At 62.3% G+C, this 24,392-nt stretch carries 18 protein-coding genes and 2 pseudogenes; 7 read left to right on the forward strand and 13 right to left on the reverse strand.

Annotation, left to right across the window (positions count from 1 at the left end; genetic code table 11):
- Positions 1–3: 3 nt before the first annotated feature.
- Positions 4–1,908 carry an AI-2E family transporter gene (locus ASD64_RS11240; protein WP_244480776.1) on the reverse strand — a complete coding sequence of 635 codons (1,905 nt, stop codon included), beginning with the start codon at positions 1,906–1,908 and terminating at the stop codon, positions 4–6.
- A 393-nt stretch (positions 1,909–2,301) separates the two neighbouring features.
- Here ASD64_RS11240 and ASD64_RS11245 point away from each other — a divergent pair, with 393 nt between their 5' ends.
- Positions 2,302–3,675, forward strand: a complete 1,374-nt coding sequence (locus ASD64_RS11245; RefSeq protein ID WP_056105119.1) for a glutamate--cysteine ligase — start codon at positions 2,302–2,304, stop codon at positions 3,673–3,675.
- A 110-nt stretch (positions 3,676–3,785) separates the two neighbouring features.
- Positions 3,786–4,709 (forward strand): DUF937 domain-containing protein, encoded by a 924-nt coding sequence (locus tag ASD64_RS11250; RefSeq protein ID WP_056105121.1) that lies wholly within the window; start codon positions 3,786–3,788, stop codon positions 4,707–4,709.
- A 131-nt stretch (positions 4,710–4,840) separates the two neighbouring features.
- Here ASD64_RS11250 and ASD64_RS11255 read toward each other — a convergent pair whose 3' ends face one another.
- A complete protein-coding gene (locus ASD64_RS11255) occupies positions 4,841–5,131 on the reverse strand; it encodes a DUF1127 domain-containing protein (protein WP_056105123.1) in 291 nt (96 codons plus the stop codon).
- Between the two features lie 174 nt (positions 5,132–5,305).
- Between ASD64_RS11255 and ASD64_RS11260 the strand changes: the two genes are divergently transcribed.
- Entirely contained in the window at positions 5,306–6,262 is a 957-nt protein-coding gene (locus tag ASD64_RS11260) for a LysR substrate-binding domain-containing protein (RefSeq protein ID WP_056105174.1), read from the forward strand.
- A 20-nt stretch (positions 6,263–6,282) separates the two neighbouring features.
- Here ASD64_RS11260 and ASD64_RS11265 read toward each other — a convergent pair whose 3' ends face one another.
- Positions 6,283–7,236, reverse strand: coding sequence for a DMT family transporter (locus ASD64_RS11265; RefSeq protein ID WP_056105125.1), 954 nt, complete (start codon positions 7,234–7,236; stop codon positions 6,283–6,285).
- 139 nt (positions 7,237–7,375) lie between these two features.
- Here ASD64_RS11265 and xseA point away from each other — a divergent pair, with 139 nt between their 5' ends.
- On the forward strand, positions 7,376–8,950 hold the full coding sequence (gene xseA, locus ASD64_RS11270) for an exodeoxyribonuclease VII large subunit (RefSeq protein WP_056105127.1): 1,575 nt from the start codon (positions 7,376–7,378) through the stop codon (positions 8,948–8,950).
- 17 nt (positions 8,951–8,967) lie between these two features.
- On the opposite strand, the gene gnd is transcribed toward xseA, so the two are convergent.
- From gnd to ASD64_RS11285, 3 genes are all read right to left on the reverse strand, one after another.
- Positions 8,968–9,966, reverse strand: a complete 999-nt coding sequence (gnd, locus tag ASD64_RS11275) for a phosphogluconate dehydrogenase (NAD(+)-dependent, decarboxylating) (RefSeq protein ID WP_056105129.1) — start codon at positions 9,964–9,966, stop codon at positions 8,968–8,970.
- Positions 9,967–10,105: 139 nt separating this feature from the next.
- The gene (locus ASD64_RS11280; RefSeq protein ID WP_056105132.1) at positions 10,106–12,418 is read right to left on the reverse strand and encodes a Tex family protein; all 2,313 of its coding nucleotides are present in this window, start codon (positions 12,416–12,418) and stop codon (positions 10,106–10,108) included.
- An 84-nt stretch (positions 12,419–12,502) separates the two neighbouring features.
- A complete protein-coding gene (locus ASD64_RS11285; RefSeq protein ID WP_056105134.1) occupies positions 12,503–13,792 on the reverse strand; it encodes an RsmB/NOP family class I SAM-dependent RNA methyltransferase in 1,290 nt (429 codons plus the stop codon).
- Between the two features lie 182 nt (positions 13,793–13,974).
- On the opposite strand from ASD64_RS11285, the gene ASD64_RS11290 reads away from it, so the two are divergent.
- A complete protein-coding gene (locus ASD64_RS11290; RefSeq protein WP_056105136.1) occupies positions 13,975–14,652 on the forward strand; it encodes an MIP/aquaporin family protein in 678 nt (225 codons plus the stop codon).
- A 760-nt stretch (positions 14,653–15,412) separates the two neighbouring features.
- Here ASD64_RS11290 and ASD64_RS11300 read toward each other — a convergent pair.
- Positions 15,413–16,606 (reverse strand): MmgE/PrpD family protein, encoded by a 1,194-nt coding sequence (locus ASD64_RS11300; RefSeq protein ID WP_082549954.1) that lies wholly within the window; start codon positions 16,604–16,606, stop codon positions 15,413–15,415.
- A gap of 151 nt (positions 16,607–16,757) precedes the next feature.
- On the reverse strand, positions 16,758–17,630 hold the full coding sequence (locus tag ASD64_RS11305) for a LysR family transcriptional regulator (RefSeq protein ID WP_056105141.1): 873 nt from the start codon (positions 17,628–17,630) through the stop codon (positions 16,758–16,760).
- 139 nt (positions 17,631–17,769) lie between these two features.
- Here ASD64_RS11305 and ASD64_RS11310 point away from each other — a divergent pair, with 139 nt between their 5' ends.
- Both ASD64_RS11310 and ASD64_RS11315 read left to right on the forward strand, forming a co-directional pair.
- Positions 17,770–18,555, forward strand: a complete 786-nt coding sequence (locus ASD64_RS11310) for an SDR family oxidoreductase (RefSeq protein ID WP_056105143.1) — start codon at positions 17,770–17,772, stop codon at positions 18,553–18,555.
- Between the two features lie 20 nt (positions 18,556–18,575).
- Positions 18,576–19,298: a ribonuclease activity regulator RraA gene (locus ASD64_RS11315; RefSeq protein WP_056105146.1), complete on the forward strand. Its 723-nt coding sequence runs from the start codon at positions 18,576–18,578 to the stop codon at positions 19,296–19,298.
- Positions 19,299–19,307: 9 nt separating this feature from the next.
- Here ASD64_RS11315 and ASD64_RS11320 read toward each other — a convergent pair whose 3' ends face one another.
- The 5 genes and pseudogenes from ASD64_RS11320 to ASD64_RS22045 form a co-directional block, all read right to left on the reverse strand.
- Positions 19,308–20,729 (reverse strand): HlyD family type I secretion periplasmic adaptor subunit, encoded by a 1,422-nt coding sequence (locus ASD64_RS11320; protein WP_082549955.1) that lies wholly within the window; start codon positions 20,727–20,729, stop codon positions 19,308–19,310.
- Entirely contained in the window at positions 20,726–22,873 is a 2,148-nt protein-coding gene (locus ASD64_RS11325) for a peptidase domain-containing ABC transporter (protein ID WP_056105147.1), read from the reverse strand. Before ASD64_RS11325 ends, ASD64_RS11320 begins: the two co-directional genes overlap by 4 nt.
- Positions 22,874–22,907: 34 nt before the next feature.
- Positions 22,908–23,213 (reverse strand): hypothetical protein, encoded by a 306-nt coding sequence (locus ASD64_RS11330; protein WP_056105150.1) that lies wholly within the window; start codon positions 23,211–23,213, stop codon positions 22,908–22,910.
- A gap of 58 nt (positions 23,214–23,271) precedes the next feature.
- Positions 23,272–24,178: pseudogene (locus tag ASD64_RS21685) on the reverse strand (DUF4082 domain-containing protein); the annotation flags it as partial.
- A gap of 21 nt (positions 24,179–24,199) precedes the next feature.
- Positions 24,200–24,358, reverse strand: a pseudogene (locus tag ASD64_RS22045) (Ig-like domain-containing protein); the annotation flags it as partial.
- Positions 24,359–24,392 lie beyond the last annotated feature (34 nt).

Raw genomic sequence — 24,392 nt, forward strand, 5'->3', positions numbered from 1 at the left:
GCTCTATGCTTTCGCCGTAGCCGCTGCCTTCGGCCGCGTTCTCTTGCGCGACAAGCGGCCCGTAGTTGCCTTCAAAGGCACCGCCTTTTGGTCGGCTAGGCCTGAAATCACAGCTTCAGCAATCGATTCCGCCACGAAGTCGGCGTTGACCGCATCCGCTTTCATCGGCGCACTGTCGTCGTCTTCCGGCTTGGGAAGCAAGATGCCGACGCGCAGGCCGGGCTTGGCACGCTTCAGGCGGCGTACGGCATAGCGGGCGTGTGCCGCCGACCTCGAATTGAGGAAAGCGACGACGGCGGCATCGACCCCCTTTAGGTCGAGCAGGCCGATATTGCCGGACTCCAGTGCCAGATGGCTTGCCGTCTTGGCCGCTGCCCCCTGGACTTCCAGGATCTGAGCCAGCATGGCGGCGGCGGCATCGTCGATCTCGCCGCGTCCGCCAAGGCAAAGCAGGGTCTTGCCGTCCCCGTCCGGCAGGTCGGGCGTGTCGATCTCCTCTGTCGCTCCATTTGCGGGTCCTGGTTCTTGCTTGCCGTCCGCGTCTTCTTCTTCCTCGTCCTCTTCTTCCTGAGCCACCTCGTCCAGATTGGAAACGAGCGCCTGCGCGCTGGCTGCAAGCTTGCGACGCTGCTCGTCAGACATGACGCCGCGCTGGCGGTCCTGCTCACCGAGCAGCAAGGCTGGAATGCCGATCCTGTCGTAATAGTCGACCAGATAGCGCTCCTCGAGGAATTCCTCGGCGTTGTCGGTTGCTTCGTCCGGGTCGCCGGCAAGCAGGCGTTGGTAAAGCCGTGTGTGCGGCTCCAGCACCGGCTCATTGCCCAAAAGCACGTCGAGGAAAGCGAATTGCGGCACATGCCGGCCCAAAACCACCAGGCAGACGGTCAAGGGCGTCGACAAAACGAGACCGAGCGGCCCCCACAGCCATGTCCAGAAAATCGCCGCGACGATGATTGCCAGCGGCGACAGGCCGGTACGCGAACCGTAAAGCCACGGCTCCACGATATTGTTACTGACCAGTTCCATGAGGATGAACAGCGCCGCGGTCCAAAGCACCAGCGACCAGCCGGGCGCAATGGCCAGCGCCAGAAGCAGCGGCAAAAGCATGGCGATGGCCGGTCCGATATAGGGTACGAAGCGCAGGACGAGCGCCAGCATGCCCCACAACAGCGCATTGGGAATGCCGATCAGCCACAGGCCGATGGTGATGGGGATCGCGTAGCTGGTGTTGACCACCAACTGCATGAGCAGATAGCGCCCCACCCTCTTGCCCGCATCCTGCAGCGCTTCGGTGGTGCGGTGAAGGTCGCTGTAGCCGACGAGGCGGATGAAGCGGTCGCGCAGGTCCTCCCGTTCCAGCAGCATGAAGATGACGACCACGATGATCAGGCCAGCCGTTGCAAACGGGCTCGCCAACGGCACGATCACGTTCTTCAGCGTATCGATGGTCGTTTGCCGCGTCACGATTTCGACCGGCAAGGGTTCGCGCGGTTCAGCCTCGGGCGTCGGCGTGCTGGTCTGCCGGGTGCCCTTCTCCAACTCGGCGCCGACGCGCTCGACGGCTCCGCTCAGCCGTTCGATGATGCCGCCATTGGCGCCCATTTCCTTCAGCGAACGCACCTTCTCCAGAATATTGTACTGATAGGTGGGGATGTTCTGGGCAAGGGTGCTCACTTGCGTGGCGACCAAGAAGGAAAACAGCCCGATCGCCATGAACGCCAGCGCCACCGTGATGATGACCGCAGGCAGCTTCGGTAGCGACCGTTTCCGCATCGCCGAAACCATCGGCGCCAGCGCGAATGTCAAAAGGAAGGCGACGGCAAGGGGCAGGAACACCTCTCGTCCGAGGTAAAGGACAGCGGTGACGCCCACCAAGGTGAACGCGGTCGGAATGGCGGGCCGCACCATGTCGGCATCTTCGCTGGAAGAAGCAGCAACCCGCGCCGGCCTGTTACGCACATCGTCCACAGCAGCCATTTCTAGCCCTTCCCGCCAGTGCCAGTCGCGCCTGCATCAAGCGCGACGATATAAGTTCCCATGGGGACGCGACTGAAAGTGTCGCATGTATGAGATAATCCGTGAAATGCCGACGGCCCCTGTATGGTTCCCACGCCACGAAACTGTTTGACTGGGCACAACGACTGGGCGCAGCAGCCCATTAGCGTATGCGGCGCAGGCTTGCCGGGCGGGACCTGAGTGAAATTTCCTTGAGGAGACGCTTAATAGTTTTTGCTTGATCGGCTACCGACATATCGTCCAAGTAGCCCGGCGATTTTCCCGATCGCTCCAAAAGAGGTTTTCATGGCGCGCGACACCACCGATTTCAGGCCGATAGAGGGCATTGACGAACTCGTTGCCTATCTGGCCGCCGGCTGCAAGCCGCGCGAGAAGTGGCGCATCGGCACCGAGCACGAGAAGTTTCCGTTCTATGTCGACGGCAACGCGCCTGTACCCTATGGCGGTGAGCGCGGCATCCGCACCATTCTCGAAAGTATGCGGGAGCAACTCGGCTGGGACCCCATCATCGACGCTGGCCGCATCATCGGTCTGGTCGAGCCGACCGGGCAGGGTGCGATCTCGCTGGAGCCGGGCGGCCAGTTCGAACTGTCGGGCGCGCCGGTGGAAAACATCCACCAGACCTGCCGCGAGGGTAACGCCCATCTGGCTCAGGTACGCGAAATCGCCGAGCCGCTTGGCATTCGCTTTCTCGGTCTTGGCGGCAGCCCGAAGTGGACGCTTGGCGAGACGCCGAAAATGCCCAAGTCGCGCTATGATATCATGACGCGCTACATGCCCAAGGTCGGCACCAAGGGCCTCGACATGATGTACCGCACCTGCACCATCCAGGTGAATCTCGACTTCGAGAGCGAGCGGGACATGCGCCGCAAGATGCAGGTGTCGCTGAAGCTGCAACCCTTGTCGACGGCGCTGTTTGCCAATTCCCCCTTCACCAACGGCAAGCCAAACGGGCTGCAAAGCTGGCGCGGCGACATCTGGCGCGACACCGACAACCAGCGCGCCGGCATGCTCGAATTCTGCTTTTCGCCCGATTTCGGCTTTTCTGACTATGTCGAATGGGCGCTCGACGCCCCGATGTATTTCGTCATCCGCGACGACCAGTACCACGACATGACGCATGTCACTTTCCGCCAGTTCATGGCTGGAGCAGCCCGCAACGAAATCTCGGACGGCATGCCGACCATGGGCGACTGGGCGAACCATCTGTCGACCCTGTTTCCCGATGTGCGGCTGAAGCGTTTCCTTGAAATGCGCGGCGCCGACGGCGGGCCGTGGCGGCGCATCTGCGCGCTGCCGGCCTTCTGGGTCGGCCTGCTCTACGACGAGGAAGCGCTTGATGCGGTTGAGAACCTGACCGCAAGCTGGACCTATCAGGAAGTGCTGGCCATGCGCGACGCCGTGCCGGAAATGGGCATCTCGGCACCCTTCCGCAACGCGACATTGCGCGACCTCGCCCGCGAGGTGCTTGCCCTGTCGCGGCTCGGCCTGAAGAACCGGAAAAAGCTCAACCGTGACGGCTACGACGAGACCTCCTTCCTGCATACGCTGGATGAGGTGGTGAGTCGCGGCACTACCAGTGCGGAGGAAATGTTGTCCGCCTACCACACCCGCTGGGGCGGTTCGATCGAGCCGGTCTTCCTCGAGTACGCCTACTAGGGTCCTAGGTCGCAGCGACGAATTAAGTTCGCGCTCCGGTGGAAATCGCTTCAACAGGGACGGGAAAACCTCTAGCTTTCGTCTCCGGCGAAGTTTTCGAGGAGACGGACATGCTGAACCTGTTCGACATGCTGACCCAGGCTCAGAACGGCCAGGGCATGGATATCCTGGCCCGGCAGTTCAATCTTTCACGCCAGCAGGCCGACCTTGCGGTCGAGTCCCTGTTGCCTGCCTTCTCGCAGGGCCTGAAGCGCAATACCTCCGATCCCTATGGCCTTGGCGGCTTCCTCAACGCGATGGCGAGTGGCCAGCATGCGAAGTATTTCGAGGATGCCAGCCGGGCGTTCTCGCCACAGGGCGTCGACGAAGGAAACGGCATTCTGGGTCATCTGTTCGGCTCGAAGGACTTGTCGCGCGCCATCGCAGCGCAGGCGGCGCAAGCCACCGGCATTGGCCAGCAGGTATTGCAGCAGATGTTGCCGGTCATAGCCTCCATGGTCATGGGTGGCCTGTTCAAGCAATCGACCAATCAGATGCAGGCGGGCGGCTTCGGCGGCGGCAACAACCCTCTCGGCCAGATCATTGAGGAAATGATGAAGCAGTCCGGTGGCCTTGGTGGCGGCATGGGTGGTAGCGGGCAGGCGGCCCCGCAAGAGCGTGCGCAACCTTCGCAACAGGGCAACAACCCGTTCGGCAACAATCCCCTCGGCGATACGCCGTTCGGCAAGGTGTTGCAGGACATGTTCGGCGGTGGTGTGCAGGGCACACCGCAAGGCCGTGCGGAACAGCCACAAAACCCGCTTGGTGACAATCCGTGGGGCAAGGTGCTGCAAGACATGTTCGGCGGCGGCCAACCGGCCCAGCAAGCCGAACCGCAACGGCGCGCCTCGCCCCAGGAACAGGCAAAGAAGAATCCCTACGATGATGTTTTCGGCCAGATGTTCGAAACCGGACGCCAGCAGCGCGACGACTACCAGAAGGGCGTCGAATCGGTCTTCGACCAGTTCCTGCGTGGCATGGATCGGAACAGATAGACGTCGAAAAGACAGGTGTTGAGACAAAAATGCCCGGCCCCGCATGGGGGCCGGACAAGGATGCAGGCAGCCGGAGGGAACCGGCAGGGGGAGCCTGCGGTGGGATCGCCACATCCGTTGGGCGCGAGCCGTCAGGCGACCTCGCGGGCCAAGCCTTCGACCGTCTCGAAGCGGTCGGAAGTAATTGCTCTCAGCTTTGCGGTCGGGTCGGTGCCGAACGGAGTGTCGATGGCGACATGGAGATCGGCACGGGTAAGTCCGATATCGGCGAGTTCGGCGTCGGACATCTCGCCAAGACGATAAAAGGCGCGGCGGTTTTTCCAGGCCTTATAGAAATTGATGAGAGCCCCAGCCACGCGCGTCGCAACGGCCGGACGCGTGGAAATGCGTGAAGCTTCGGCGGCGAAATCATAGGCGATCATCTCGGTCTCCTTGGGGGTCGGACATACGAACCCGACCGCATGGCGCGGGAGGTCGCCATGCGTCGGTTCGATTCACATGCCTTCATGTGGACGCTATCAATTTGCCATCGAGCGATTGATTAATCCAACGAATGTTTTTAATCTTTATCATCAACCACAATGATGGGTTCGACGATGAAAGCGCCACTTGATCTCGACCAGTTGCAGACATTCATCTCGATTGCCGACACAGGCAGCTTCACCCGCGCGGCTGAGGAGGTGCACCGCACCCAGTCGGCGGTATCAATGCAGATGCGCCGACTTGAGGAGCGTATCGGCAAGCCGCTGTTCGAAAAGGACGGCCGCACCAACAAGCTGACCGAGGAGGGTGAAAAGCTGCTCGCCTATGCGCGCCGGCTGATCTTTCTCAACCGCGAAACGCTCGCCGCGTTTGACGACCGCCGCCTGGAAGGCACCATCCGCATCGGCACTCCCGACGATTATGCGGACCGCTTCCTACCGGAGATCATGGCCCGCTTCGCCCGCTCCAATCCTCGTGTCGAGCTGACCGTCATTTGCGAACCGACGCCGGGGCTGGTCGAGCACATCAAGCGCGGCAATCTCGACATCGCTCTGGTCACCCACAATGACGCGCGCGGCCAATCCGAAGTGGTGCGGCGCGAGCCGCTTTTGTGGGTAAGTTCGGTCAACCACGCCACGCACGAGCAGGAAGTCCTGCCGATGGCTTTCGGTCGCCCGAACTGCATTTGGCGGCGCGCTGCCTGCGATGTTCTCGACGGCATGAACCGCGACTACCGCATCCTGTTCACCAGCTTCTCGGCCACCGTCATTGCCGCCGCGGTGCTGTCCGGCCTGGCGATTTCGGTCTTGCCGGAATGCGCCTTGCGTCCCGGCATGCGCGTGCTGAGCGAAGCGGACGGCTTCGGCACGCTGCCTGATTGCCGCATCGGCATCATGCGCGGCCAGACCGACCAGCCGGAGATTGTCGATGCGCTGGCTCGCCACATTGCTGAGAGCCTCGACAATATCAGCGTCCCGACCAACGAGGAGGCAGGCAGCTTCGATTTCGCATCGCTCCCCTTCACCAGGATGAAGCGGACGAGGCCTAACCAGGTTCTCCCCGGCTGGTGAGGCCGGGGCAGGTTTTTGCGCTACGGTTTGCCGGTTCTGATGACGAGCACATTGCCGACCGCGACAAAGGCAAGTCCGGCGAAGGCGTATCCGCTCCACTGGTAGCCCTCCAACGCCGTCGAGACCAGCAGCGCGAAGATGGGAAACAGCACCGTCGCGTAGCCGGCGCGCGCTGGGCCAATGCGTGAAAGAAGCGTCAGATAGGCTGAAAATGCGATCACGGTCGAGATGACGGCGAGAAACAGCAAAGAGCCCAGATAAGAAACCGTCGGCTCGATGATGAAGGGGCGCCCCAGCAGCAACGCAAGCAGCGCCGACCATAGCGTGCCGTAGACCATGCCCCAGGCGCTCATCGGAACGAGCGGCAGGCCGTTTCGCAGGCCTGCTGCGGAAATCTGGTTGCCGATACAAAAACACAACGTTCCGGCGATGCAGAGTCCAAGCCCGATCATGGTGCCGCCTGACAGGCCATGTGCGGTGATCTCCGGCGCGAACATCAAGGCGATGCCGCAAAAACCGAGGATGCCGCTGGCCAGCACCCGAGGCGACGGCTGTTCGCGCAGGGCAATCGCCGCAAGCATGATGTTGATCACCGAGGCCAGCGAAAACACCACCGATAGAAGCCCGCTGACCAGATAGCCGGCGCCATAGTAGAAGAACAGAAAGTTCGACGAGAACATCAGGATGCCCAGCGCCGCGAAGCGTGCATGATCGCGAAGCGGAAAGCGGATACGTCGTCCTGAAAAAACCACCCAAGCGATCATCAGCGTGGTCGCGATGGCGAAGCGCCAGACAAGGTTGACTTCGTTCGACACCGTACCGACCTGCAGCCTTATCGCGAACCACGATACGCTCCAGGCAATGACGGTCAGCACGTAAAGCCCGTAGTCCCTGGGCTCGAAGGCTCGGTCGCGTGTGTTTGGGGCCCGGCTTGGGGCGGCCGGTGTCGGCAACAATTGCGACTGGATTGTCATGCAACGCTCTCCTCGGGCAGCGAAGCGCTAGGCCTGCATGCAGCGGGCGTCCATCATATTCTTTTCATCGAATGATTGAGCAAAACGATGTGTGGGCAGAACCCTTGACCGATGTGGTCAAAAGCGCCCCTATCGCGGCATGAGCGAAACGGCCACCGAATCACGCACCAATGCCGCCGAGTACACGGTAAGCGAAATCTCCGGCGCGCTCAAACGCACCGTCGAGGACGTGTTCGGCAACGTTCGTGTGCGTGGCGAGATTTCCGGCTATCGCGGGCCGCATTCCTCCGGCCATGCCTATTTCGCCCTGAAGGATGACCGCGCCAAACTGGATGCGGTGGTGTGGAAAGGCACGATGAGCCGCCTGAAATTCCGTCCCGAGGAGGGGATGGAAGTGATCGCAACCGGCAAGCTCACCACCTATCCCGGCAAGTCGAATTACCAGATCGTCATCGACAATCTGGAGCCGGCGGGCGCCGGCGCTCTGATGGCCTTGCTGGAAGAGCGCAAGCGCCGCCTGCAGGCCGAAGGTCTGTTCGATCCGGCGCGCAAGCAGATCCTGCCTTATATGCCCAACACTATCGGCGTCGTCACCTCACCGACGGGTGCGGTCATCCGCGATATCCTGCACCGCATCAAGGATCGCTTTCCGCTGCATGTCATCGTTTGGCCGGTGCGCGTGCAGGGTGAAACCGCCGGCGCCGAAGTTGCCGCAGCCGTCGAAGGCTTCAACGCGCTGCCCTTCGATGGACCGATCCGCCAGCCTGATGTGCTGATCGTGGCGCGTGGCGGCGGCAGCCTTGAAGATCTGTGGGGGTTCAACGACGAGGCCCTGTCGCGCGCCGTGGCGGCCTCGCATATTCCGGTCATCTCCGCGGTTGGCCACGAGACCGACTGGACGCTGGTCGACTATGCCGCTGACGTGCGTGCGCCGACGCCGACGGGCGCTGCCGAAATCGCCGTTCCGGTCAAGGCCGAGTTGGAGGCGACCTTGGCGGCACTTGCCTCCAGGCTGCGCACCTCCATGTCGCGCTGCTTAGACCGCGACAGAAATGCCGTGCGCGCCGCTGCCCGCGCCTTGCCGTCGCCGGACCAATTGCTAGCCTTGCCGCGCCGGCGTTTCGACGAGGCCGAAAACCGTCTTGGCCGCGCGCTGGAGGTTGGCGTCGAGCGCAAGCGTGCGAGGCTCTCGGCGCTCAGGCTCTCTCCTGCAACGCTGGACCGGCGCGTCAACGAGGCGCGTACCTTGGTCCGGCGCGATCTTGCCCGGCTTCAGGCCGGATTTTCATCAACAGTGCGAGAGCGCCGCACGCGCTTTACCCGCACGGCGGCACGCCTTGTGCCGGACCAGATCGCGCGCCGCCAGAAACAGCAGGGGGAACTGCTCGCGAGCGTATCCCGGCGCGGCAATCAGGCTATGTCCGTTCGTCTCGATCGCCTGCGGGCGCGCTTGACGCAAGCAGGCCGCTTGCTTGCCACATTGAAACTGTCCGAACAGGCGATCCTCGAGCGTGGCTACGCCCTTGTGCTTGACGACGCGGGAACGCTGGTCAAACGAGCGGCGGAAGTTAAGTCCGGGCAAGCGCTCGAACTGCGCTTTGCCGACGGCAGCACTCATGCAACGGCATCGGGCTCTGCCGCGCCCGACCACCAGCCCAAACAGAAGCCCACGCCCAAGCCGAAAAAAACGGGCGATCAGGGCTCGCTGTTTTAACAGTCTTCGCTGTTGAATCAGCTCTTCGGTTTTTCGACATGGCCGCCAAAGGCGTAGCGCATGGCCGAAAGCATCTTGTCGGCGAATTCGGAATGACCTTGCGAGGAGAAGCGTTCGAACAGTGCCGCCGACAGCACGGGAGCCGGCACACCCATGTCGATGGCTGCCTTGAGCGTCCAGCGGCCCTCGCCGGAATCGGACACGCGCCCACCATATTGAGAAAGGGAGGGATCGGCCTGCAGCGCGCCGGCTGTCAGGTCGAGCAGCCACGAGCCGATTACACTGCCGTGCCGCCAGACTTCGGCGACTTCGGCGACATCGATATCGAACTGGTAGTACTGCGGCTCGGCCAGCGGCGTGGTCTCGGCGTCGGCGGTTCGTTCCTGCTTGCCGGCATTCGCAACCTTGAGGATGTTGAAGCCCTCGGAATAGGCCGCCATCATGCCGTACTCGATGCCGTTGTGCACCATCTTGACGAAATGGCCTGCGCCGCTCGGGCCGCAATGCAGATAGCCGCGCGAGGCCGTTGCGGCAGTCTTGTCGCCCGCCCCGGCACCCGGTGCCAGCGTCGCGAAAATTGGATCGAGATGGCGCACGGCGTCATCCGGTCCTCCGATCATCAGGCAATAACCGCGTTCGAGGCCCCACACGCCGCCGCTGGTGCCGACATCGACGAAGTTGAGGCCCTTGGTGGACAATTTCACCGCGAAGTCTACGGCATCGCGGTAGTTGGAATTGCCGCCGTCGATGAGCGTGTCGTCTTTCTCCATCAGACCGGCCAACTGGTCGACGATCTTGCCGGTGATGGCGGCCGGCAGCATCAGCCACACATTGCGCGGCGCGGTGAGTTTGTCGACGAAGTCCTGCATCGACGATGCGCCGACAGCACCTTCCTTGACCAGCGCGGCAACGCTGTCGGGGTTGATGTCGTAGACGACGCACTCATGACCGCCCCGCAGCAGACGCCGCACCATGTTGGCGCCCATCCTGCCCAAACCCATCATTCCGATCTGCATGACCTGTCCTTGCCTGTTGAATAAAGGCGCGAAAGGCTGCGGCAAGCAGCGCGCCAGAAAATAGGAGATCCGCGCCTAAGCTACCGCCCGGGCCGGATTCGGCAATGGGAAATCGCCCAGGGTCCGATCCCGATGCTATCTACTTGCGCTTGAAAGCCTCGGCCAACGCGGCGCCGAACGCACCTTGTGGCTTGCCCGGCGGAGCGGAGATCCGTGGTTTGTCATGGCTCCGCGTTGGCGCGCTCTGCGGCGCATCCGCACCGCCGCGCCGTTCCTGTGGAGTGCCGCCATCCTTGCGCATCGTCAGACCGATGCGCTTGCGCTTGATGTCCACCCCGACCACGCGCACCTTGACGACGTCGCCGGCCTTCGCAATCTCATGCGCGTCCTTGATGAAACGGTCGGCCAGTTGCGACACATGCACCAGCCCGTCCTGATGCACGCCGATATCCACGAACGCCCCGAAGGCGGCGACGTTGGTGACGGTGCCTTCCAGAAGCATGCCGGGCTTCAGATCCTTGATGTCATCGATGCCATCGGCAAAGGTCGCCGTCTTGAAACCGGGGCGCGGATCGCGGCCGGGCTTTTCCAGTTCGCTGATGATGTCGCGCACCGTCGGGAGGCCGAAGCGCTCGTCGGCAAAGACGCGCGGATCAAGAGCCTTCAGCATGGTGCTGTCACCCATCAGCGCACGCAAATCTCGGCCGCAGGCAGCAACGATCTTCTTGGCCACGTCATAGGCTTCCGGGTGCACGGCCGAGGCGTCTAGCGGCTCGGCACCACCCTGAATGCGCAGGAAGCCGGCACTTTGCTCGAAGGCGCGCGGCCCAAGCCGCGACACTTTGAGAAGTTCCCGCCGTGTGGCGAAAGGGCCATTGGCGTCGCGGTGGGAAACGATCGCATCGGCAAGCGACACGCCAAGCCCCGACACGCGCGCGAGCAGGGGAGCCGAAGCGGTGTTCAGATCGACGCCGACCGCATTCACCGCATCTTCCACCACCGCTTCCAGCGCGCGGCCGAGCCGGTACTGGTCGACATCGTGCTGGTATTGGCCGACCCCGATAGACTTCGGCTCGATCTTGACCAGTTCAGCCAACGGGTCCTGCAAGCGCCGCGCGATGGAAACGGCGCCGCGCAGCGACACGTCGAGATCGGGGAATTCGGCGGCGGCAGTTGCCGATGCCGAATAGACCGAAGCCCCGGCCTCGCTGACGATTACCTTGGTCGGCTTGGGGGCCGGCATGTCGGCCAGCATCTCGGCTACCAGCTTTTCGGTTTCGCGGCTGCCGGTGCCGTTGCCGATGGCGATCAATTCGACGCCGTGCTTGCGTACCAGCGCCGAAAGCTCGGCCTGGGTACCGCGCACGTCGTTTCTTGGCGGAAACGGATAGACGGTCGTCGTCGTCACCACCTTGCCGGTGCCGTCCACCACCGCCACCTTGACGCCTGTGCGGATGCCGGGATCGAGTCCCATGGTGGCACGCGATCCGGCAGGTGCGGCTAAAAGCAGGTCCTTGAGGTTGCGTCCGAACACCTGGATGGCGCCGTCCTCGGCGCGTTCGCGCAGGTCGCGCATCAAGTCGAGCGACAAATGCAGCGACAGCTTGATGCGCCACGTCCAGCCGGCCACCTCCATCAGCCACTGGTCGCCCGGAAGCTGCCGTCCAATAGCATAGGCCTCGGCGATCATCCGCTCTACCGGCTTGACCGGCGAGGCGTCGTCGGCGTCCACCTCGATATCGAGCGACAGAACCTCTTCGTTGCGGCCGCGCAGCATGGCCAGCGCCCGGTGGCTTGGCGCCGTTGCCCAGCGCTCGACATGGTCGAAATAATCGGAGAACTTGGCGCCCTGTTCCTGCTTGCCGACCATGACGCGAGCGCGCAGCATGGCGCGCTCTTGCATGTAGCTGCGCAGCTTGCCGATCAGGTCGGCATTCTCGGCGAACTGCTCGGCCAGGACATCGCGCGCGCCTTCCAATGCGGCCTTCACGTCCGGCACGTCGTCGGTGATATAGGCGGCGGCGAGTTCCCCCGGCACCGCTGCGCGGTCGGCAAGGATTGCCTCGGCCAGCAGGCCCAGCCCCCGCTCGCGGGCGATCTCGGCCTTGGTGCGGCGCTTCGGCTTATAGGGCAGGTAGATGTCTTCCAGTTCGGCCTTGGTCGTCGCCGCCGCGATCTTGGCTTCCAGATCCTCGGTCAGCTTGCCCTGTTCGCGGATCGAGGAAAGGATGGTATCGCGCCGCGCATCGAGTTCGCGCAGATAGCCAAGCCGCTCCGACAGCATCCGCAACTGGGTGTCATCCAGCCCGCCGGTGACTTCTTTGCGGTAGCGCGCCACGAACGGCACCGTGGCACCCTCGTCGAGCAGGCCAATCGCTGCGGCCGCCTGTTCGGGCCGGGCGTTGATCTCAGCCGCAATGAGGGTTGCGAGGCGCTTGATGTCGGTGCTCATGCGGTTTCCGTACTGTTGATGGGATCGGGAACATAGGCATGTTCGCCAGTCGTCGCCAGCGTCGGTTTTCCACAGGTGCAGCCATCAGCCCATACGCCGCAAGGCACAGAAATAAAAGCCGTCGGTGCCGGTCAGTGCCGGCGACAGCGAAATGCCGCCACTGGTAGCGAAGCGGGCTGAGGAGCCGTGGCTGCCGATCCGGCCGCTCCACAGATCGCGATGATCGACAGGGATGAAATTGCCGATACGGTCCATAAATGCAGCTACCTGCCCGCCATTTTCGTCCTCGAACACCGAGCAGGTGACATAAGCGAGCAGGCCGCCCGGCTTCACATATTCGCTGGCCGTGTCGAGGATCGCGGCCTGTTCGGCCTTGCGCGCGTCGAGTTGGCGTTGTGTCAGCCGCCATTTGGCGTCGGGCCGCCGTCGCCAGGTGCCGCTGCCGGTGCAAGGCGCATCGACGAGCACGATGTCCATGTGGTCTTTCAGCGGCTCAAGCTCGGCCCGACGGGAAACGGCCTGGATATTGCGGTTGCCGGCGCGCCGGATGCGCTCGAAGATTGGGGCAAGGCGGGCCCTTTCCGCATCATGTGCGAAAATCTGGCCGTGGTTGTCCATGGCCGCAGACAGCGCCAGTGACTTGCCGCCGGCACCTGCGCAATAGTCCAGAACCTGCATGCCGGCTGTAGCTCCGGCGAGTTCAGAAACCAGTTGCGAGCCTTCGTCTTGCACCTCGAACCAGCCGTTCTGGAAGGCGAGTTCGGCCTGCACGTTAGGATGCCTGCCGCTGCCTTGGATCGGAGCGATGCGGATGCCGTTGGCGGCAATTTCGGCGGCGCGCGCTCCGGTCCTGGCCAGTTCCGCCAGTACCTTGCCCCGATCGGCCTTCAGTATGTTGACGCGCAGGTCAAGTGGCGGGCGGGCGGCAAGTGCTGCCCCTTCCTCCACCCAATCCGAACCGAAAGAGGATTCGATCAGCGGGACGCACCAGTCCGGACAGTCGGCGCGCACCTCTTGCGGAGCTTCTGCCAGCCGCCGTTCCGAAATCGTGCGCAGTTCCGTTTCGTCGAGCGGAGTGGGTGCGAACTTGTCGCCGTCGAGCGCCTGGTTGAGCGAGGTGGCCGTCTCTCCCCATTCGAGCAACAATGCGCCGAAAGCGATGGCGCGCGGGGTGTCGGCTTCGAGAAGCCAGCCGGCTGAACGCCGACGCCTGAGGGCATCGTAAACGATGTTGCCGATTGCCGCGCGGTCGCCCCCGCCGGCGAAGCGATGCGATAGGCCCCAGTCTTTCAGCGCTTCCGCCGCCGGTCTTTGACGCCGACCGATGTCATCAAGCACTTCGATGGCCGCAGCCAGCCGTCCGCCTATTCGCATTGTCGATATCCGAGCAAAGAGTAACGTTGTTCACGCCGCTCTAAAGCGCCATGGGATACTGCACAACCCATTGGTGAGGTGCCATCCGACCCCGCTTTCAAACTTGCGGCCTTGTGGGTAACTTTTGGCAGTGATTCGCAGGTGGGACCCAGACGGATCCGGACAGTCACGAGGAGATGGCAATGAAGATTTTTCTTGCAGAACTGCTTGGTACGTTTCTTTTGGTGTTCATCGGCATTGCGGCCATCGTCACGGGCGGGCTGGGAGACGCATTGCCGCTCGGCCAGCTCGGAATCGGGCTTGCTTTTGGCCTGGGTCTGGTCGCTGCTGCCTACGCCATCGGGCCGATTTCCGGGGCTCATCTCAATCCAGCTGTGACGCTGGGCTTCTTCCTTGCCGGTCGGCTACCGGCCAGGGACGTCATCACCTACTGGATCGCGCAAGTCGCCGGCGCCATCGTCGCGACGGTCGCGCTGTGGATCATCGTCAGCGGCAAGGCCGGCAATCCGGTGACGAATTTCGGCGCGACGACGTGGGATGCCTCCAAATGGAGCACGACCGCGGTGTTCCTCACCGAGGTCATCGCGACCTTCACTTTCGTCATCGTCATCCTGGCGTCGACGAGCGCCAGGCACACGACCGCCTTCGCCGGCCTGATCATCGGCCTGACGCTTGCAGCGTTGCATCTGGGCTTCATTCCGATTTCGGGAAATTCGCTGAACCCGGCACGTTCGATCGGCCCAGCGCTGTTCTCCGGCAGCGTAGCGATCGGCCAGCTCTGGCTTTACATCGTCGCCCCTCTGATTGGTGGCGCCATCGCCGGCATCGTCGCCAAGACCAATGTATTCGAGAAGGACTGATCGACCAGACTGAAAAGGGCCTTTCGGGGCCTTTTTTTGCAGGGCGTATAAGCACGCCGGACGAAGAATGACCTGATCGGTCGTCGCCATCCACAAAAAAGCCCCGCCGAAGCGGGGCCAGTCAGTTCTTGCAGATTGCTGCTTTGGGACTCAGCACACGATCTGGTTACCCGTTCGGGGAAGAGGTGGCTTTGCGCTAAGGCAAAGAAAAAACCCCGGACAAGCCCTTATTTGACGCCCGATTGAAGTGAGGAGGAAAATGCCCGAGGGGGAATGGAAAATTGGTAAGCGGCTGGAATTGTCATCGCCGCCGCATGGCCAGCGCCACGTTGCGCAAGAATGAAATCGAGTTGTTTTGAACCGCCTAATGCTTGTCGCCCGAAAGTGTGAACCGGTTTGGCGACATGCATAGAACAGGGGACTTAGAGCGCGCCGAAGATCTGAATGATCGCGACGCGATCTAGCGGACCGAACTCGTCATCGTCGGGTCGATCCCATTTGCGCGAGGGTTCCGTTCCGTCCCGGCAAAGGTGGCAAGAATTGCCAGCGCTACGACCACCGGAATGAACAAAGCGGCGATGCGGGCTTGAAGGCCGATGATCGCGCGCCAGTCGCTGTGTTTTTTGGGATTTCCCACGTCGGTACTCGCTCTTTGCGCACCCCCACGCATTATCGGATCAGATAGCAACCTGAGGTTAAGTGAGTCTTACTGGGTCTGTCAGCCCCACCATGGCAAGCCCGCACACCTTCCCATAGTGCGTCATCCAGTTGCCGTCTCTCTCCGTTCGCGCGTGGAGCGAAGCAATTCGAACAGTCGATCCAGATTGTCGAGAGCATCGATCCGCTCGAGAAGGTCGAGGAGTTCGGCTGCTTGTGTCCCGGAAAAGCGGCCGACCGCACAGTTCTCGTATTTGGTGCAAAGATCGTCCAGCTTCGCCGGATTGCGGCTCGTTCCCCTTGCGCCATCAGCCTGCGCCGTCAAGATCTTGCCTCCTGCCATGGTGATGGCGACACGGCTGATCTCCGAAGTCAGTGACGAATTGGAAACGAGCTTGACGCATCGCGACATGAAACGGCGGATGTCCGGATCGTCGAGGTTCGCGGTGCTAACCGATGTCAGCCAGAACTTGCGGTCACGCAAGGCGCTGGCCACGACAAAGGGATAAGACAGGAGCGCCTCGAATGTCCCCTGCGGTTCGGTAAACCGTGCGTGCGCCTCATAGACGGCGGGCGCCACTTCGACCTCAACGTGCTCGATCTGATCGACGAGGGGACCTTCTCTCGCGATAAGGTCAAACAACGCCGTAAGCGAAGGTTGCAAGGGCGTCCCGCCGGGCCAAAGTCGCAGGGATATCTCTTCAAGTTCAAAGCGTTCGCCGAGATCGGCCACGATAGCCTCTGGTGTGCTGCCGTCTGAAAAGGCTGTCAGGATCTCACCATGCGGATGACCGACGGTATCGGAGCCAGCCTCGAACCCCTGCTCTGCCAGGAGACCTGCAATCAAACCGGATGCACCACCTCGCGATTGGTGGAACTTCACCGTTGGGGTTCCCCATGAGGCCCAGGTGCCTCCGGACTGACTTCCAGCCAGTCCGAAAGCGTTGCGCATCTGAAGCGGCGAGAACCGCCGCAGCCACCCCACTGCCGCAGCGCTACCGAAGGGGCCGACGATGTCCGGCATGTGCCATCCCTTGGGACCTGCAACGGAATAGTTGATGCCGGCGGCAAGCCTGACCGCGACTTCCGCACCGGCGGCAATGGCCGTCAGCAGAGCTTTTCCGTCGAGACCGTCCCGCTCCACGATCGCCAGCGCGGGGGAACCACTTCTGGTGTGAGGTGGACATGCGCCGGCACGTAGGTGTCGCAGATGGTCGTGGCGGTTATCTGAAATCCGTTCAGGAGTGTGGCGCCGAGGGAAAAAAATTAAGGATGCTTCTGCCGGAATCCTGTGCATTGCAGTTGGAGGGTTCTTTCTTGTCAATGCGCTGCTGAACCTGAAAATTGGTACCGTCTTTCGGAGGGGCCGGCCTATTTCCCGTGCTCCTCAGCGGAATATTGCAAAATCCCTCGACCGGCGCGGTGACCTCGTGGGCGAGTTCAAAACTCTAAGCCAGTTCTGTGGCGATGGTTCGGAAGGTGTGGATCAGCGGCAGGCGAACCGACGATCGGGACCATGCCAGTCCCACCTCGCGAATTGGAGCGTCGGCCAGTTCGATCCGGTCCACCTGCACACCGTGGGGCCACGGCTCTGGCCAGTCCGGGATGATGGCGACGCCAAGGCCCCTCGAAACCATGATGACGATGGCTTCGAGGGAATCGAGTTCGTACTGCTCCCGTGGGCGGATTCGCAATTGCCTGAGGTACTGGTCGACGATGCGCCCGCCCCAGTGGTTGCGGTCGTAGCGTATGAACGGCTCGCGCGGCAGCGTCGTTTCGATATTGGCTGCGTCGGCGATGTCGCGCCCGCGTGGCGTGATCAGCAGATGACGTTCCTGCCGCAGCATCGCCCAGTCGAGTGATTTAGGTAACGGGAAATACGGTTTCACGACGATTGCGAGGTCGATTTCCCCATTGGCGAGTTTACGGTAAAGAGCGTCCGAGGTGCCAGGTACCAGGTACAGATCTATTCCGGGGCTGCTGCGCCGCAGCGTTAAAATGATATCCGGCATCAGCCCGGTCAGCGCCGTCTGGATGACGCCTACCTTCAGCAAACCTGTCAGGTCATCTGAAGACGCGGCTGCCTTCATGTCCTCTTCCAGCGACAGCATGCGCCGGGCATCGTCCACCAGGGCTTCCGCGGCCGCGGTGGCCTGCATCTTTTGTCCCGAACGCCGCAGAAGCGGCCGGCCGATCTCCGCCTCGAGTGACCTGATCCGTTGCGTGACAGCCGAAGGGGTGATGTTCAGCCGCCTTGCTGTCTCCGCCACGGATCCGGTTTCAACGGCAGTCAGCAAGGTTTGCAGGAAGCGGGTTTCCATCAACAGTTTTCCTGAATGACAAAGGCGACAACAGAGATATTCTCTTAACGCGGCAGGTTGGTATTGAATAGCGAAACGAGAGAATCGACCACCGTGCCACGCTGCCGGCGATCAATGCGAATGAAGTAAGGAGACTCTGATGGATCTGGGGATTAAGGGAAAGGCGGCGCTGGTTCTGGGTGCGGGCGGCGGGCTTGGCGGAGCCATCGCGCAGACACTAGCCCGCGAAGGCGCCAAGGTGGCCGTGGCCGACATCGACCGCGAAGCGGCAGAGCGCACCGTCGCCGCGATCGTCGCCGAAGGAGGCGAGGCATTCGCGATCGCGTGGGATCTCGCGGATCTGTCTGTGATCGACGACAATGTCTCGCAGGTCGAGAAGCGCTACGGCCATGTCGCGATCCTCGTTAACAACACCGGCGGGCCGCCGCCGACTCCGGTGTCTGGACAGGCGAACGAACAGTGGTCGAAATTCTTCCGGTCGATGGTCCTGCCGGTAATTTCACTGACGGACCGCGTTCTGCCCGGCATGCGTGCGGCCGGTTGGGGGCGCATCGTCACCTCTACCTCCTCGGGTGTGGTGACGCCCATTCCGAACCTCGGCCTTTCCAACGCCTTGCGCTCCACCCTGGTCGGCTGGTCCAAGACGCTGGCCAAGGAAGTCGGCGGCGACGGCATCACCTCCAATATTGTCCTGCCCGGTCGGATCGCCACGCCGCGCATTTCATTCCTCGACGAGCAGAAGGCAAAAAGGGAGGGCCGCAGTCTTGAAGATGTCGCTGCGGAGAGTTCGGCCTCGATTCCCGTCGGGCGCTATGGCAAGCCCCAGGAATATGGCGATGTCGTTGCCTTCCTGGCCAGCGAGCGGGCGTCCTTTGTAACCGGCAGCATCATCCGCGTTGACGGCGGCATGATCGCCAGCATTTGAGTTAAACGGAGATCACGAACATGAGCGAGTCCTCGCTTCCCTACGACGAGCAAAAGGCCATCAAGGCGCTCAAGGGCGTCACCACGGCGACGCTTACCACGATCCTTCTGAAAAAGGGCCTGCGCAATGTCTGGCTGCGGGGTGCGGCACCGCTGAAAGCGGGCCAGCCACGTATCATCGGCCGCGCCTTCACCCTGCGCTTTGTGCCGGCGCGCGAGGATTTGGCGACCCCGGAAAGCTGGTCGTCGCCGATCTCGACACGCGGCGCGATCGAGGCGATGCCGGAAGGAGTCATCGCCGTGGTGGACGCAATGGGAGTGGCCGATGCCGGTATCTTCGGCGACATCCTCTGCGCGCGGATGGCAAAGCGTGGCGTGGCCGCTCTTGTGACGGATGGCGTGGTACGCGATGTTGCAGGCGTGCTTTCGACCGGTTTGCCAGTCTGGTGTTCCGGCGTCGCGGCGCCGCCTTCGGTTGCCGGGCTCACCTTCGTGAACTGGCAGGAACCCATCGCCTGTGGAGGCGTGGCCGTCTATCCTGACGACTTGATCGTCGTTGACGATGATGGCGCGGTGCTGATCCCGGCGAAGCTGGTCGACGAGGTTGTCGAGGCCGGCATCGAGCAGGAACGTCTGGAAGGCTGGATCATGCGCGAGGTAGAGGCCGGCCATCCCCTGCCCGGCCTCTACCCGGCCAATGTCGAGAACAAGGCGCGCTATGAGGCTTGGAAGGCGAGCCAATAAGCCCGAGTTTCACGGCTCGTGGAGACTTTCGTCGAGCCCGCGCAGCAGCGGGTAGAGGAAATAGGAGATGATGGTGCGCTGCCCGGTCTTGATCTCGGCCTGCACCGTCATCCCGGGAATGAGACGGAACCCCTGCGGAATGTTTCGCAGGTTCATGTCCCCGAGCGCCACCCGGACCTTGTAGAAGGGAGCACTGTTTTGCTGGTGTTCGGTCTGTTGGCCCGGGCCGAATGCGTCTTGGCTGATGTTGCGGACCTTGCCGTTGGCCGTACCATGCTTCTGGAATGGGAAGGCGTCGAACTTGACCCTGGCGGTATCGTCGCTGGCGATTTGGCCGATGTCCTTGGCTGCAACCGCCACTTCTGCCTCAAGTGGCACGTCGAGCGGCACCAGCGTAAACAAGGGCTCGGCATCGCGCACCACCGATCCGATGGAGCGCTGGGCGATGTCGAGGACGGCGGCGTCGGCCGGCGCTGTCAGCACCGCCATCTGTTGACGCAATTCCGCCTTCTTAAGTTCTTCCGAAGCGGCGGCCCGATTGTCGCGCAGTTCGACCAGGTTTTCCATTGAGGCGCGGCGGAAGTCCTCGATGAAGGCCTGGCGTTCAGCCTTCGCCTGCTCGAGGGTTTGCGCCGTTTCCAATTGGTTGCCGCGGATACGGCCGAGTCCTGCTTCCAGATCCAGGCTGACGTCGCGTCCCTGAAGATAGCTGAGGCGCGAGCCGGTGCCTTGGTCGAACAGGGTTTCGCGCATCTGGTCAATCTCGTGTAGGCCGGCCAGCCGCTTGACCAGCACTCCTTCCTCGCTGTGACTGGCGGCAAGGGTCGCTTCCGCATGGGCGATTTGAGTGTCGTAATCGCGCAGCTTGGCTTCGTAGAAGGCTTGGCGCTGGATGTACAATTGCGCCTGCAACAACTGGTCGGCACGCGCATCCTGCGGCACGGAATAAGTTTTGCCGGCGAGTTCAGCCTCGACGCGCCCGATCTGGGAATCGAAGCCCTGGATCTTTCCGAGCAGTTGCGTGCTGTCGGCAGTGGCAAAGGTCGGATCGAGGGTCGCCAGCGTCTGGCCGGCATGCACGGTATCGCCGACCTTCACCTCGATCGAGCGGATCACCGAGGTTTCCAGTGGCTGCACCACAAGCATTGGCCGCGTGGTGACCAGCTTGCCGGGCGCCACCACGATCTCGTCTATGCTCGACAGCGAGGCCCATGTTATGGCGCAAGCCGCGAACAGAAGGATGCCGTAGAGCGTCATGCGCGCCAGACGCGGCGGCGGCCTTTGCTCAAGCTCGATAGCATCCGGTTGGAACTCGAGGATGGCCGGACCGGGCGTCGCCGGCACGACGCGCAGGACAGGCGGTTCGACCGGCGCAGGCACCGGCGCTGTGTCAGTCTTGGCTAGCGAGAGCTTGGCGCGCGAGGCTTTCATACCGCAAGCCTCGTCTGTTGGTTCCACAGATGGCGATAGGTAGTGCATCGCGACAGCAACTGATCATGACCACCAATATCGGCCAGCTTGCCCCGGTCGATGACCAGGATGGCGTCTGCGTCGGCAAGCGTCGACAGGCGGTGCGAGACGATGATGACGGTGCGTCCCTGCGCGATCTTGCGGATGCTCTGTCGAACGATCATCTCGCTCTCGGGATCGAGGGCGCTGGTTGCCTCATCGAAGATCAGGATGCGGGGGTCGTTGACAAGCGAGCGTGCGATGGACAGGCGCTGCTTCTGCCCGCCTGACAGGTTTTCCGCATTTTCCTCGATCATCGTGTCATAGCCGCGGGGCAGTTGTTCGATAAACTCTTCCGCTCCGGCGAGCCTTGCCGCATCGACCACTTGCTCGAAGGTGGCATCGGGTTTGGCTGCCGCAATGTTCTCGCGAACGGTGCCGCGGAACAGAAAATTGTCCTGCAGCACCACGCCGACATTCTTGCGCAGATGGACGAGATCGATTTCGCGCACATCATGGCCGCCGATGCGGATGATGCCTTGCTGGATCGGATAGAGGCCTTGGAGCAGCCGGGTCACCGTGGTCTTGCCTGAGCCGCTGCGGCCGACGACGCCGAAGACGCTGCCTGCCTCGATAGCGAAGGACACGTTGTCGAGTGCCAGCGGCATGTCGGCGCGATAGCGGAAAGAAACGTTGCGGAACTCGATGCTGGCGGAAATATCGGGCCTCAGGCCTTCGGTGCGGCCGCTGCGTTCCACCCGCTGGTTCATGACCTCACCAAGCATGCGTACCGAAAGCGCGACCTCCTGATATTCGTGCACCATGGTGACGATCTGGACGAGCGGACCGGAGACGCGGCCCGCCAGCATATTGAAGGCGACCAGTGCGCCGATCGTCATGTTGCCTTCGAACACGGCCAGCGCGCCGAAGCCGACGATGGAAACGCTCATCAGCTTTTCCATCAGGCCGGTGATGGACTGTGCTACGGTCGAGATCTTCTCGACATCGAAGCGGGTGGTGACAGTCTGGGCCGAGCGGTCGTCCCATATCCGGCGCTGGAGCGGTTCCATGGCCAGCGATTTGACAGTGCGCATGCCGTGTACGGTCTCCACCAACATGCCTTGCCGGATGCCCTCGGCTTCATAAAGGGCATGCAGCCGGCGCTTGAACGGACCGACCATCAGCGCCACCACAACGGCGATGGCGGCGCTGAACAGAAGCACCAGCGTGGCGAGACGTGCGCTGTAGAGGAACAGCACCGGCACAAAGACCAGCAGCGACAGTGCATCGAGCAGCGTCAGGAATAGCCGGCCGGTCATGAATTCGCGGATGCGGCCCGCCTGCTGCATGTGCTTGACCAGAACGCCGGCAGAACCTTGCTCGAAGAAGGTGATAGGCAGGTCGAGTAGGTGCTTGAATGTTCGCGTCGCCACCCTGATGTCAATGCGGTTGGTTGCGAAGATCAGAAGATAGCGTCGCAGGAAGACGAAGGCAGCGTCGAACAGCAGCGCCACGCACACGCCGATGCTGAGCACATAGAGCGTCGAATAGCTCTCGTGCACCAGCACCTTGTCGATGACGAGTTGGAAGAAGATCGGTGTTGCCAGGCCGATGGCGTAGAGAAAGAGGACAGCGATGGCGACGTCGATGAAAAGCCTGCGCTGCTTGGCGATTTCCGGCAGGAACCAGCGGAAACTGAAAGGTTGATCGGGGTCGCTCAACGCATAGGTGCGCTTGGCAAGCAACAGTTCACCGCCCCACCTTGCGCAGAACTGGTCGAGCGGCACTGCGAGAAGCTCCGGGCGTGCCGCCAGCGGATCGAATATCTGGACGATATCTTCGCCGGCTTCAGTGCGCGCCGTACCGATGATGGAAACCCAATTGTCGTTGTCGAGACGGGCAAGCGCCGGAAAAGCCTTGCCGAGCTTCGTCAGGCCCGCGCGGCCGACCTTGGCGAATTTCGCCCGCAGGCCGGCTTCCCTGGCCATGCGCAGTATCAAGGTTGAGGAAGCCGGCTCGCTGCCGACGGCATAGATCGCTGCCAACCGTTCGGGGCTGCCATCCAGCCCGTGATGCCGCAGCATGCCGGCCAGGCAATACAGCCCTGTCTGCGGCGTCGGGTCCATGACCGGAAGCTCTCCCGCTAAGATCAGGTTCGGATCAGCTGAAGTTTGGCGAGCCGTTCAGCCTGACGTCGCCGCGACCGTGCTTCTCGCCTTCCTGGGCTGTGGGAACGGGAGTCCGCTTGATGGCACCTGCCTCTATCAGGCCCTGCAGCACCTTTTGCATCAGTTCGACGCTGTTGGCGAAGGATTCCACCGGCATGATGACGCGTTGGCGGAACGCCGGCTTGGGGGAATTTGATTGATCGCGCTCGGTTGGCGACAGGCTGACGAGATCGATGCGCACGATCGTGCCGCTAACGGTGACTTCGCCGATGCCGTCGGCGTATAATTCCTGGTGCATTGCGTGTCCTTCCTTCTGGGCCCGGTGTTCGACAGGTCTTGTCGCGACGTCGAATATACTACGCGGCAAGTTGTCCGTTGAACATTACATCGACCCAGTAGTTGGACGCATTCCATGTGCTGGTCGGGAATGCAGAGCTACTTCCATAGGCGTAGACCCCGGCATTCGTGGGTGCAGTGAGGGGACCATTCGTGACAGGTGCGGTGAAATAGTTGTTGTTGGCCGAGTAGAAGCCGTTGGTGTGATAGGACACGACGTAACTCTGCCCGGCGGAAATCTGGATGGGCGTATTGAAGTTCGCCGACTGCCAGCCGCTCGCCGTTTCGTTGGTGAAAGTCAGCGTTCCCATCAAGGTGCCGGTGCTCGTCCACAGGCTGCCTGTGTGGGTGCCGACATTCTGAGGGCCTTTGTAGAATTTGATGCCAGTGATCGAGCCTGCTGTGGAGGCGGTGAACTTCATGCCAAGTTCGACCGAACTCGGGTCGTTGTCGGTGATGATGGCAGGTGTCGCACTTGAAGCAAACAGGCTCTGCGTTGCTGGCGGCGGGGCTGTGACGTTGAGGGCGACTGTTGCGGAAGCCGTGCCGCCCTTGCCATCGGAGATGGCATAGGTGAAGCCGGCRGCGCCGGTATAGCCGGCGGTGGGCGTGAAGGTGACGGTGTTGGTCTGCGCGTTGAAGACGGCGGTGCCGTTGGAGAACTGGCTGACGCCGGTGATGGCGAGCGGATCGCCATTGGCGTCGGTGTCGTTGGCCGGTATAGCCGGCGGTGGGCGTGAAGGTGACGGTGTTGGTCTGCGCGTTGAAGACGGCGGTGCCGTTGGAGAACTGGCTGACGCCGGTGATGGYGAGCGGATCGCCATTGGCGTCGGTGTCGTTGGCSAGCAGCGAGGCCGCGGTGATCTGGAGCGCGGTGTTCTGCTGGGTGGTGTAGCCGCTGTCGTTGGTCGCGACCGGCGCGGCATTCGGCGGCGGGGCCGTGACGTTGAGGGCGACGGTTGCGGAAGCCGTGCCGCCCTTGCCRTCGGAGATGGCRTAGGTGAAGCCGGCAGCACCGGTATAGCCGGCGGTGGGCGTGAAGGTGACGGTGTTGGTCTGCGCGTTGAAGACGGCGGTGCCGTTGGAGAACTGGCTGACGCCGGTGATGGCGAGCGGATCGCCATTGGCGTCGGTGTCGTTG

The organism is Mesorhizobium sp. Root157, from assembly GCF_001427385.1.
Lineage (GTDB): Bacteria > Pseudomonadota > Alphaproteobacteria > Rhizobiales > Rhizobiaceae > Mesorhizobium.